The organism is uncultured Brachyspira sp. (assembly GCF_934747485.1).
GTDB lineage: Bacteria > Spirochaetota > Brachyspiria > Brachyspirales > Brachyspiraceae > Brachyspira.
In genome coordinates this window covers 1-12,050 of the sequence record NZ_CAKVGN010000079.1, presented here as the reverse complement: position 1 = coordinate 12,050, position 12,050 = coordinate 1, and the positions used below count along the sequence as shown (strand labels likewise).

Annotated in this window: 11 protein-coding genes; 6 read left to right on the top strand and 5 right to left on the bottom strand. The window is 29.6% G+C overall.

From position 1 onward, the window contains the following. Positions 1 to 169: 169 nt before the first annotated feature. The 5 genes from Q0H31_RS11675 to Q0H31_RS11655 are packed head-to-tail and all read left to right on the top strand — an operon-like array spanning position 170 to position 5,671. Complete coding sequence (locus Q0H31_RS11675) at positions 170 to 1,090, top strand: ABC transporter permease (RefSeq protein WP_295298387.1); 921 nt, start codon at positions 170 to 172, stop codon at positions 1,088 to 1,090. 15 nt (positions 1,091 to 1,105) lie between these two features. Beyond that, positions 1,106 to 2,089 carry an ABC transporter permease gene (locus Q0H31_RS11670; RefSeq protein WP_295298386.1) on the top strand — a complete coding sequence of 328 codons (984 nt, stop codon included), beginning with the start codon at positions 1,106 to 1,108 and terminating at the stop codon, positions 2,087 to 2,089. A 27-nt stretch (positions 2,090 to 2,116) separates the two neighbouring features. Beyond that, a complete protein-coding gene (locus Q0H31_RS11665; RefSeq protein ID WP_295298385.1) occupies positions 2,117 to 3,088 on the top strand; it encodes an ABC transporter ATP-binding protein in 972 nt (323 codons plus the stop codon). 30 nt (positions 3,089 to 3,118) lie between these two features. Beyond that, a complete protein-coding gene (locus tag Q0H31_RS11660) occupies positions 3,119 to 4,081 on the top strand; it encodes an ABC transporter ATP-binding protein (RefSeq protein WP_295298384.1) in 963 nt (320 codons plus the stop codon). A gap of 15 nt (positions 4,082 to 4,096) precedes the next feature. Next, positions 4,097 to 5,671, top strand: a complete 1,575-nt coding sequence (locus tag Q0H31_RS11655) for a hypothetical protein (RefSeq protein WP_295298382.1) — start codon at positions 4,097 to 4,099, stop codon at positions 5,669 to 5,671. Between the two features lie 2 nt (positions 5,672 to 5,673). On the opposite strand, the gene Q0H31_RS11650 is transcribed toward Q0H31_RS11655, so the two are convergent. Both Q0H31_RS11650 and dxr read right to left on the bottom strand, forming a co-directional pair. Beyond that, positions 5,674 to 6,834 carry a DUF815 domain-containing protein gene (locus Q0H31_RS11650; protein WP_295298380.1) on the bottom strand — a complete coding sequence of 387 codons (1,161 nt, stop codon included), beginning with the start codon at positions 6,832 to 6,834 and terminating at the stop codon, positions 5,674 to 5,676. Positions 6,835 to 6,841: 7 nt separating this feature from the next. After that, positions 6,842 to 7,996, bottom strand: coding sequence for a 1-deoxy-D-xylulose-5-phosphate reductoisomerase (gene dxr / locus Q0H31_RS11645; protein ID WP_295298378.1), 1,155 nt, complete (start codon positions 7,994 to 7,996; stop codon positions 6,842 to 6,844). 343 nt (positions 7,997 to 8,339) lie between these two features. Here dxr and Q0H31_RS11640 point away from each other — a divergent pair, with 343 nt between their 5' ends. Next, positions 8,340 to 9,530 carry an acetate/propionate family kinase gene (locus Q0H31_RS11640; protein WP_295298376.1) on the top strand — a complete coding sequence of 397 codons (1,191 nt, stop codon included), beginning with the start codon at positions 8,340 to 8,342 and terminating at the stop codon, positions 9,528 to 9,530. A gap of 85 nt (positions 9,531 to 9,615) precedes the next feature. Here the strand turns inward: Q0H31_RS11640 and dut are convergent, their stop codons facing one another. From dut to Q0H31_RS11625, 3 genes are read right to left on the bottom strand one after another with little or no spacing between them, the layout of a single operon-like run. Then, entirely contained in the window at positions 9,616 to 10,050 is a 435-nt protein-coding gene (gene dut, locus Q0H31_RS11635) for a dUTP diphosphatase (protein WP_295298374.1), read from the bottom strand. A 17-nt stretch (positions 10,051 to 10,067) separates the two neighbouring features. Further along, positions 10,068 to 11,453, bottom strand: coding sequence for a GntP family permease (locus tag Q0H31_RS11630; protein WP_295298372.1), 1,386 nt, complete (start codon positions 11,451 to 11,453; stop codon positions 10,068 to 10,070). A gap of 40 nt (positions 11,454 to 11,493) precedes the next feature. Further along, on the bottom strand, positions 11,494 to 11,805 hold the full coding sequence (locus Q0H31_RS11625; RefSeq protein WP_295298370.1) for an HPr family phosphocarrier protein: 312 nt from the start codon (positions 11,803 to 11,805) through the stop codon (positions 11,494 to 11,496). Positions 11,806 to 12,050: the final 245 nt, after the last annotated feature.

Below are 12,050 nucleotides of genomic sequence, written 5' to 3'. Positions count from 1 at the left end.
TTAATTAAATTATAAGGAATACCTGCTTTTTTTAAACTAAAAAACGTGCAATATGTATGGCTCCTAAACATTTTATTTTTATTTTTTTAATTGACTAAACAATATTTTTATTATATAATAGAATATCTTTAATAATTGTATAATGAATTATCAACTTGGGGTATGCTTTATGTTTGATTATATTTTAAAGAGACTATTTATATCGATTTTAACTTTATTCGTTATAGTAACTATCACATTCTTTTTAATGCATACAGTTCCAGGCGGACCTTTCGTAGGTGAAAAACCTCTTAGTAAAGTAGCATTAGAAAACCTAAATAAAAAATACGGACTCGATAAACCTTTAGTAGTTCAGTATGGTAATTATTTGAAAAATGCTATTAAAGGAGATTTAGGTACTTCTCTCACAAAAATAGGGCAATCAGTATCCGGTACTATAGTGAGGGCTTTTCCTGTATCTTTTAGACTCGGAATATTTAGTATGTTTATTTCAACTACTATAGGAGTTTTATTTGGTATAATTGCTGCTCTCAGACATGGTAAAGCAATAGATAGGGCTGTGATGGTGGCAGCTACTTTAGGCATAGCAGTGCCAAGTTTTGTTGTTGCTACTGTTTCTATTATTATATTTTCTGTTAAATTAAAAATACTTCCTGCCTATGGATTTGATTCTTTTAAGCAGTATTTAATGCCGGGTTTTGCTTTATCTTTCAGTTCGCTTAGTTTTATGGCTAGACTTATGAGAAGTTCTATGCTTGATGTTATTCACCAAGATTATATAAAAACAGCTAAGGCTAAAGGAGTATCTGGAAGCATAATTATATTTAAGCATGCTTTAAGAAATGCTGTTATACCTATAGTTACATATATAGGACCTCTTGCAGCTGGCATACTTACAGGTTCATTTGTTGTAGAAAAAATATTTAATATACCCGGTCTTGGAAGGTATTTTGTTGAAAGTATAACACAAAGAGATTATCCTACAATATTAGGAGTTACTATATTTTATGGGGCTTTTTTGATAGCTATGAATTTCTTGGTTGATTTATCTTATGGTGTTATAGACCCTAGAATAAAAATTCAAGATTAAATTAAGGAATAATAAATGGAAAATAGTATAGATAAATCATTATTTGTAAAGGCAAGTGAAAATGAAAAGGCTTCTGCCGAAGTAAAGAGAGAAAGTGTAACTTATTGGCAAGATGCTTATAGAAGATTTAAAAGAAATAAAGTTGCTTTAGTTTCTATTATTATAATAGCAATCATAGCACTTCTTTCTATATTTATACCTATAATATCAGAATATGAATATGCCCAAATAAATAGGGGAGTAGAAAATAGTTTGCCTACATTAGAGCACCCTTTTGGAACAGATACTTTGGGAAGAGATTTGCTTGTGCGTTGTATGATAGGTGCTAGAATATCGCTTTTAATAGGTATAGTTTCTGCTACTTTGGTTGTATTAATAGGTATAGTGTATGGTTCTATATCTGGGTATTTTGGGGGTATGCTTGATAATATTATGATGCGTATAGTAGATATTATCAGTGCTGTACCTACACTTTTAATTGTTGTATTGTTATCTGTAGTTCTTAAAGCTCCTATGGATAAGTTGTTTTTACAAAATGAGTCATTAAGAGGAATTGGACTTTTAGGTCCAGGACTTTTCAGTATATTTATAGTTATATCTCTTCTTTATTGGACTAATATGGCTAGAATGACTAGGGGACAGATTTTAGCATTAAAAAATCAAGAGTTTGTAACTGCTGCGAGGGCTTTGGGTACTCCGCATAGCAGAATAATTTTTAAGCATTTAATACCTAATGCTATGGGAGCAATAATAGTATCAGCTATGGTTCAGATACCTAATGCTATATTCGTTGAAGCTTTTTTAAGTTTTTTGGGTTTAGGTGTAAGTGCTCCTATGGTTTCGCTTGGCTCTTTAACTTCAAATGCTGTTAGCGGGGTTTATTCTTATCCTTATCAGTTGCTTTTTCCTGCTGCTTTAATAAGTGTTATAATACTTTGTTTTAATTTGGTGGGTGATGGACTTAGAGATGCTTTAGACCCAAGAATGAAAAACAGATAAAGGGCTATTAAATAAAGGTGGTATTTAATGGAAAATTTATTAGAAGTTAAAAATTTAAGCGTATCTTTTTTTACACCGCTTGGAGAGGTTAAGGCTGTTAATAATATTTCTTACAAATTAGATAAATCTAAAGTATTAGGAATAGTAGGAGAGTCTGGAAGCGGTAAAAGTGTATCAGCTTATTCTATTATGGGGCTTATAGAAGAGCCCGGTAAAATTATTAATGGAGAGATACTTTTTGAGGGAAGAAATTTAATAACACTTCCGGAGTCTGAAAAACAAAAGATTAGAGGCGACTCTATTTCTATGATATTTCAGGACCCTATGACTTGTTTAAATCCAGTATACACTATAGGCGATCAGCTTATGGAGGCTTTAACTACTCATAAAAAAATAAGCACAACAGATGCAATAGAGAGAATAGTAGAGCTTTTAACATTGGTTGGTATTAATGAACCAAGAAGAAGAATAAAACAATATCCGCATGAGCTTTCAGGAGGTATGCGTCAGCGTATCATGATAGCTATGGCTCTTGCCGGAGACCCTAAGATACTTATTGCTGATGAACCTACAACGGCCCTCGATGTTACAATACAGGCTCAGATACTTGAGCTTATCAAAGATATACAGAAAAAAATACAAATGGCTGTTATTCTTATTACGCATGACTTTGGAATTGTTGCTGATATGGCTGATGATATTATAGTTATGTATGGCGGCGGTATAGTGGAGAGAGGTACTGTATTTGACATATTTGAAAGACCTAAACACCCTTATACTTTGGGGCTTCTTAAATCTTTACCTCGTATTGATATTAAACAAGACAGACTTATACCTATAGAGGGAACTCCTATAGATTTACTTAATATGAAGGCAGGCTGTCCTTTTAGCACAAGATGCGAAGAATGTATGAAGGTGTGCATTGATAATAAGCCTCCTAAAACCGAGTTTGAGAAAGGGCATTTTTCTGCATGTTGGCTTCATCAAATGCCTAATTAAAATACTAATTAAAAAAGAGAGTAGTTTATTATGACACCTTTAATAGAAATACAAGACTTAAAACAACATTTTAGAATAAAAGGCGGTTTATTTGGAAGAAACATACAAACAGTGAAAGCTGTTGATGGAGTATCTTTTACTATATACAAAGGTGAAACTTTTGGACTTGTGGGAGAATCTGGAAGCGGTAAAACTACACTTGGAAGAACACTCCTTCATCTCTACAAACCTACAAGCGGTAAAATATTTTTTAATGGCGAAGAAGTTAATGAAAATAATTACAGACAGTATGCTAAAAGAATGCAAATTATTTTCCAAGACCCTTATGCTTCACTTAATCCTCGTATGACTGTTGAAGATATAATAGGGGAAGCTCTTGATGTACATAAACTTTATTCCACAAAAGCAGAGAGAAGAGAGAAGGTAATAAATCTTCTTAAACTTGTTGGGCTTAATGCTGAACAGGCACAGAGATATCCGCATGAGTTTTCTGGAGGGCAAAGACAGCGTATAGGTATAGCCCGTGCTTTGGCTGTTAATCCAGAGTTTATAGTTTGCGATGAACCGGTGTCTGCTTTAGACGTTTCTATTCAGGCTCAAATTATAAATATGCTTTATGATATGCAGCAGGATATGAAGCTTACTTATCTTTTTATTGCCCATGATTTAGCGGTAGTTCGCCAAATATCTAAAAGAATAGCTGTTATGTATTTGGGTAATATTGTTGAGCTTACCGACAGTGAATCATTATACACAAAATCACTTCACCCTTATACTCAGTCTTTAATTTCAGCAATACCAATATCAGAGCCTTCAATAGCAAAAACTAAGCAGCGTATAATACTTTCTGGGGAAATACCTTCTCCAATCAATCCTCCATCAGGCTGCAAGTTTAGAACAAGATGCCCTAAGGCAGAGGCTATTTGTGCCGAGAAAGTACCTGAGTTTAGAGAAGTAGAAAACGGGCATTACTGTGCTTGCCATTTAGTTTAAATTATAAGAGCTTTCATGAAAAAAATACTAATTTTATCTATTGTAGTATCATTTATATCTACGATATTTATACATTTTTATGCTTTTAATAGAACTGCTATTTATATAGACCCTATATATCATTTATATGATATGAAACAGTATTATGAAACTAAAACTATACCTGTTGTAGGTAATAGACTTATGAATCCTCAATATGTTACTGATAATACTACATATGCAAGAATACCAGGAGGTTTTTATTATATACTATATTTATTATGTTATACTTTGGGTGGGGCATCTATTGTTGGTGCTAGAATTATTTACATAATAATTTGTGCTTTAATATTAATATTATTTTTATTTTGGATATATAAAAGATTTTCGCTTTATATTTGTGCGGTTTTATCGGCATTAATTCTTACAAATGGTTATGTTATATTTTCTTCTAATGATTTTTGGAATCCTAATATACCATTAATGCTTTCTTTTATATTACTGATAGTTTTTTCAGAGTATGTTTCAAATAATGATGAAAAGTTAGCTTTTATATCTGCAATGTTTATTTTCCCAATAGAGGCTTTAATGGCTCAAGGACATATAGCAGTATTTTTCTCGGTTGTTCCTACTACTATTGTTTATCTTATACTCAGATATAAAAGGACATTTAAATACATCAAAGCTCATTTAATTGGAGTATTTATAGCTTTCTTAACATATTTGCCTTATTTAGTTTCAGAGATAAAAAATGGTTTTTTTAACACTAATTTAATGCTCAATATGCAAAGCACTTCAAGTTTTAAAGGTTTGCCTCAAGTTTATTCTATATTAATTTTTCCTACTAATGAACTTTCTGTTTTATATGGTACCAATTCAACACCTGTAAATTATTTTTGGTTTAATGAAAATGCTTTTTTTGTTGGTATGGTATTTTTAGCAATTACAGCAGTTATTTCTTTATCAGCATTTATATATTCTATAATATTTCTTATTAAGTCGAAAAAAATGGAGTTTAAAAATACAGCCAAGATTATTGAAAAAGAAGGTTTTACATTTTATTTATTATTTATACCAGTTACTTGTTTGACATTTGTGGCATTTAAATCAGTGCCTGGTACATTTAGATATTTATATGGTATATTTGCTTTTTCTTTTATAACTATAATAATATTATTTAATGAATTATTAAATAATAAAAATAAATTATTATTGATTTCTATAATACTTCTTACATTAAATAGTATCAATATGGGTTTTTTACATATGACAAGATATTATAATTTATTTGAAGCTCCATATACAGAAACAAGATTTAGAAGTATATTAACTGCTATATCCAAAGATGCTGGAGGAAAACCATTTAAAATACTACCATATGATGAAAATTATTTTGATAATATGCGGTTAGCTTATTTTCCAAATTTGGATTGGAGTAGAGATGATAATTCAAAATTAACTTACTTTATATATTATGAAATAGATAATGTGAGGCTAAAAACTACAGGCAAATCAAAACCTTATGATGATATATTAAATAATTTACCTAATGATGCTAAACTCATTGTAGGCAATGACAAATTAAAAGTTTATAGATATATAGAAAAATAGTTTTATAATATTAATGTTTCTATAAACTGCTTTGCCGCTCTTGGGCTTCTTCCAGCACTTCTTATAGCATAGCTTTCAGCTTGTTTTATAAGCTCTTCTTTATCTATTTGTATATTATTGTCTTTGGCATACGATAATACTATATCTATAAATAAATCCCTATCTGGTCTTTGGAAGGTTATAACTATACCAAATCTATTTGTTAAACTCATTATCTGCTGAATGGTGTCTTCCAAATGTATATCATCGCCTGTTCTGTCATTAAAGTTTTCTTTTATTAAATGCCTGTAATTTGAAGTAACATAGACTACTATATTCTGCGGAAAAGAGTTTACTCCGCCTTCAAGTACAGCTTTTAAATATGAGAAACTATCATCATTTGAAGAAAAAGTTAAATCATCTATGAATATTATAAATTTAAGAGGACTTAAACTCAATTTTTGTATTATATCTGTGATAAATGATAATTGAGTTTTTTTAACTTCAATAAGTCTTAAGCCTTCATCTCTAAACATATTGGCAATAGCTTTTATAGTGCTGCTTTTACCAGTGCCGGCATCTCCATAAAGAAGTATATTATTAGCCTTTTTGCCTTCTAATAAGACTCTAGTGTTTTGTATTACTTTCTCTCTTTCTCTTTCATAACCATAGAGCTGTTTTATATCTTGATTGTCTTGATGTTTTGCTTTGGTGATGTTGTTTTTTTCATCAAGCGTGAACATGTTGCTATTATAAAATATTCCATAGCCTTTTTTACTTATTTCTTTTATATGAGTAGAGTATATATTATAAAAATCAATTTTTTTTGTTTCTAACTCTGCTAAATTATTATAAATATCAGAAAAATTAATTTCAGATAAATAACTAAAAAAATCTAATTCTTCTTTTAAAGCATTTTCTATATTTTTATTTATATTTTGTTTTAATAAAATCTTTTTTATATATATGTTATCATCTCTAAATATATATTCTAATAAATAGTTGCCTATATTATCATTATTATTATAAAGTTCATTTAAAAAATCATAATACAAAGATGTTGTTTCTGTCTCATCATTAGAATTATATTTTAATAACTTTATTAATTTTTTTATAGTTTTTGTTTTTAGTATTTCTCTAAATATTATTAATTTTGAAAAACCAATTATTATTTTTTCTTTCATAATTTGCTCACATCTGTTTTATAGTTTCTATTAATTTTAAAGTTTCTTTTCTTGTTTCATTGTCAATTCTTATAATATTTTCTACAGTAAGCGGTATATGTGAAACATTAATTTTTACCATTCTTGCTACTATATCAAATATTTCAGTAAATCTTATTTTTCTCTCCAAAAAAGAATACACGCATACTTCATTAGCAGCGTTTAATATGCAAGGATATAAGCCTCCTTTTTTACCGCACTCATATGCAAGTTTAAGCATAATAAATTTATTAAAATCCATCTTATAAAAATTAATCTCGCTATGCTCATAAAGCTTTAGTTTTTCAAACGGCGTATTTCTTACTTCCGGATAGGTGAGGGCATGCTGTATAGGAAGACGCATATCATTCTTTCCAATCTGAACATATATCTCGCCATCTACAAACTCTACCATAGAATGTATTAAACTTTGAGGGTGTATTATAGTTTCTATTTTTTCGTAATCTAAATTAAATAGATGATGAGCTTCTATTACTTCAAAACCCTTATTCATCATAGTTGCACTATCTATTGTAATTTTTCCTCCCATATTCCAAGTTGGGTGTTTTAATGCCATTTCCACCGTAACATTTTTTAACTCTTCTTTTGGAGTTCTAAAAAAAGGTCCTCCAGATGCTGTTATTATTACTTTTGAAATGGGTACATTATTGAAATGATTTAATATTTGAAAAATTGCAGAATGTTCGCTGTCTATTGGTACTAATTTAGCATTATTTTTTTTTAATAGATCATTAATTATATCTCCGCCTACAACTAATGTTTCTTTATTTGCTAATGCTATGGTTTTAGATTTTTTTATTGCTTCTATTGTTGGAAGAAAGCCTGAATAGCCTACTAAAGCATTTACTAATATATCAAAATCAATATCTTTTACAAAATCAGATATGCTTCCTTCATAAACGTTAACATTGATATTAAATTTTTTGAAATTCTCTAATGCTTCCTGAGAAGATATATGCACATATTTTGGTTTGAATTTTATGCATTCTTCTTTTAAAACATCAATTTTTGTATTTGTAGTGATTCCTACTATTTCAAAATCATTATAAAAATGTTCTATTACCGAGCAGGTGTTTACTCCTATAGAACCAGTAGCACCAAGTATGAGAACTCTTTTTTTCATTGAAAATTAATCCTTAAAATATATGATAAAGAATGATATATCTTAAGATTAATTATTTCAAGTATGATGAGAGATGATTATGCATGTGAACCATACATATTACACTAAATACTCCTTAATTTTTTAAAGTAAACAAAATGATTATAATAATTCAAAGCAGAGGCTATTTATTTATGATACCAAAAAATATTATATTTTATAAATTATAAAGAATATCTACTTTTTTAAAATAAAAAAACGTGCAATATGTATGGGGCATAACAATTAAAATAGATTAAAATTATTGATAAATATGATTAGTATGTTATAATAATTAAATTATAAATAATAATGGAGTTATTTTATGAATGTATTAGTGATAAATTCTGGCAGTTCTAGTATTAAATATCAATTATTTTCTATGCCTGAAGCTAAAGTTCTTGCAAAAGGTCTATTAGAAAAAATAGGCGAAGAGATAAGTGCTTTAAAACACACAGCGGTAGAAAAAGGCAAAGAAAAAAAGATAGAACAGAAAGTTCCTGATCATAAAGCAGGCATGAGTTTAATTTTTTCTCTTTTAACAGATAAAGAAGTAGGCGTAATATCTGATATGAGTGAAATATCTGGAGTAGGCCATAGAGTAGTGCATGGAGGAGAAGCATTCAGCAAAAGTACTTTAATAACAGATGAAGCTATAAAAGCTATAGAAGCTTGCTGCGACATAGCTCCTTTACATAATCCAGCAGGTTTACAAGGGATAAGAGCTTGTCAAGAGATTTTAAAAGATGTAAAAATGGTTGCTGTATTTGATACAAGTTTCCATCAAACTATTCCTGAACATGCTTATATGTATGCAGTGCCTCATGAATGGTATGATAAATATAAAGTTCGCCGTTATGGGTTCCATGGTACTTCACATAAATATGTATATGGTGAATTCTGTAAGGTTAATAATAAGCCTAATGCTAATGTTATAGTTTGCCATTTAGGTAATGGTGCTAGCGTTACTGCTGTAAAAAACGGAGAATCTATTGATACTAGTATGGGTTTAACTCCATTAGAAGGTTTAGTAATGGGTACTAGGTCTGGCGATATGGACCCTGCTGTTGTTACTTTTATGATGGGTAAAGAAAACTTATCTGCTAAAGAGATTGACAATATTATAAACAAAAAAAGCGGACTTTTAGGAGTTTCTGGTGTTAGTAATGATATGAGAAATTTGGAAGAGGCTTCTAAAACTAATCCTAAAGCTGAACTTGCTATAAAAATGTTCTGTTATAGAGTAAAAAAATATATAGGTTCTTATATGGCAGCACTTGGACATCTTGACGGTATTGTGTTTACTGGCGGTATAGGAGAAAATAGTGCTTCTATAAGAGCTAGAATACTTGAAGGTTTAGATGAGCTTGGCATTAAATGTGATGCTGATAAGAATGCTAAGGCTAGAGGCTGTGCTAATTTTGAAAAAGATGGTGCTCCTATTAAACTTTATGTTATAGCTACAGATGAAGAAAAAGCTATAGCAATGGATACTTATAATATTGCTTTAAAATAAAAATAAATTAAAAGATTTAAAATAAAAAATAGGGTGTTTAAATGCACTCTATTTTTATTTTAAATTAATATATAAAAGATATTAATTATATATTTGTACTTCCAAAACCGCCTTCCCCTCTAATAGAATCAGAAAGCTCTTCCACTTCTTCAAACTCTGCTTTTTCTACCTTGGCAAATACCATCTGTGCTATTCTATCACCTGCATTAATGGTAAAAGGTTTATCCGTTAAAGCAGCTAATATAATTTTTAATTCCCCTCTATAATCGCTATCAATAGTAGCAGGAGAGTTCAAACAAAATATTCCATGTTTTAATGCTAATGAACTTCTGCTTCTAATCTGAGCTTCATAACCTTCTGGTATTTCTATATATAAACCTGTAGGCACTAAAACTATGTCGTTTTTGTTTAATGTAATAGCTTCATCTATATTAGCATGCAAATCCAATCCTGAAGCTCCAAGAGTTTGATATTTAGGAAGCGGATTTTTTGATTTATTAATTACTTTTATTTTTAACATTTTAACCTTCTTTATATTTATTTTAATAAAAATGAGAATATCATAATAATAATTAAAGCAGTAGCTCCTTGCACTACAGTAGCCAAAGTTCTTGCTTTATATGCATCTTGAACTGTTAATCCAGATAATTCTACTACCACCCAGAAATAACTGTCATTTATATGAGAAAATACCATAGAACCAGCACCTATAGACATTAATACTAAAACTTGTGATATTGGAGTAGTGTATCCCAATGTATCAAGCAGCGGTGCAAACAAACTAGCAACTGTAACAACAGATATAGTCGAAGAACCTAAAGAGATTTTTAAAAGAGAAGCAAGTAAGAAAGGAAGCACTAATCCTAAATTTACAGAAGCAAACACATCACCAAGTTCAAATATAATGTTTGTAAGCTCAGTAGATTTTAAAACTTCAGCGAAAGCACCGCTTGCCCCAACTAAAACCAATATATTTCCAGAATCTCTCACTCCATCGCCAATCCACATATACATTTCATCTCTATTAAAATTATGTATAAGCAGCAGTGAAAATAAAAAGCCTATGAATAATGCCATAGTTGGCTCGCCAAGAAATATAAACATATTCTTTATAAGGCTATCTTCATTTAAATGCAAAGAATTAAATCTCACTATAGAACCTATAGCCATAAGTATAATTGGTACAAATATAGGTGCAAATGATTTGAATGCAGAAGGAAGCTTTTCCATATCATCAATAACACTTTCATAGCTATAATTATTTTTTTTATATTCCTTCTTTTTTATATATTTTGATATAAACATTCCATATATAGCTCCTGCCAATGAAGTAGGTATTGCTACAATAAGTCCTATTGCTATAACGGTAAATAAATGTTCTTGTAAATTAAAAAGATTAATAACAGCGGCAGGGCCCGGAGTAGGCGGTATTAGTGCATGAGAGGCGTATAATCCTGTTGATAACGCCACAGATAATGCTACAGGTGAAGCTCCGCTTTTTTTTGCTAATGCTTTTCTTAATGGTGTTAATATTAAATATCCAGAATCACAAAATACAGGTATAGAAACAATAAAGCCTAATATATTCATAGCAAGGGCAGGCTGGGATTTCCCAACTATCTTTAAAATTATTTCACCAAGTTTATATGTGGCCCCAGACATTTCGAGTATATTACCAATAATACTTCCCAAAATTATTATAATTCCAACACTTCCTAAAGCATTTCCGAAACCTTTACCTATTAGAGAAGCTATTTCATTTATATAATGCGGATTTCTATTTGAAGGTACATGCAATGTAAACGATAAAAATATAGCTACCATTAACATTGCTATAAAAGGATGTACTTTAAACTTAATTGTAAGTATCATCACTATTATTATAGAAACGAGAAGCATAATTATTATAGAGTAGCTAATCATAGTTTACAACCTATAAAATATTTATTTTGTTATTCTTTTATTATTCTTCTTCAGGCACTTCAGCGTTAATATATCCTTCTTCAAAAAAGTATAAAAGTTCTTTTTTTGCATTTTTAGCAGCTTCTTCCATTCCTTCTTCATATTCGATTTCAAGTATTAATTTAGCATCACAAAAAGCACCAAGCCCCATGATGTTAAACACACTTTTTGCATCTGCCCTTACACCATTATAAAGCAGAAATATGCCCAAATCAGAATATTCTATTTTACTTGCTATTTGTGATAATACTCCAGCCGGTCTTAAATGCATACCATTTTTACTTTTTATTGTTACTACATTAGTTAATGTCATTCAATAACTCACTATATTTATTTTTTATTATGATAACATATATTTAATAATTTTCAATATTTTTCTGAAGTACATTAATACAAAAGTATAAAGGAATATATAACTCTATTTATGTAAGACTATTTTGAAAATATAAATAAATGTTTAAAAATTAAAGTATTAAAATTATTTGGGGCTGTCCTAGATAACTGAAATTTGTTAAAATTTAAGTATGAAACGCAGTAAATTAAGTAAAGATAAACAAT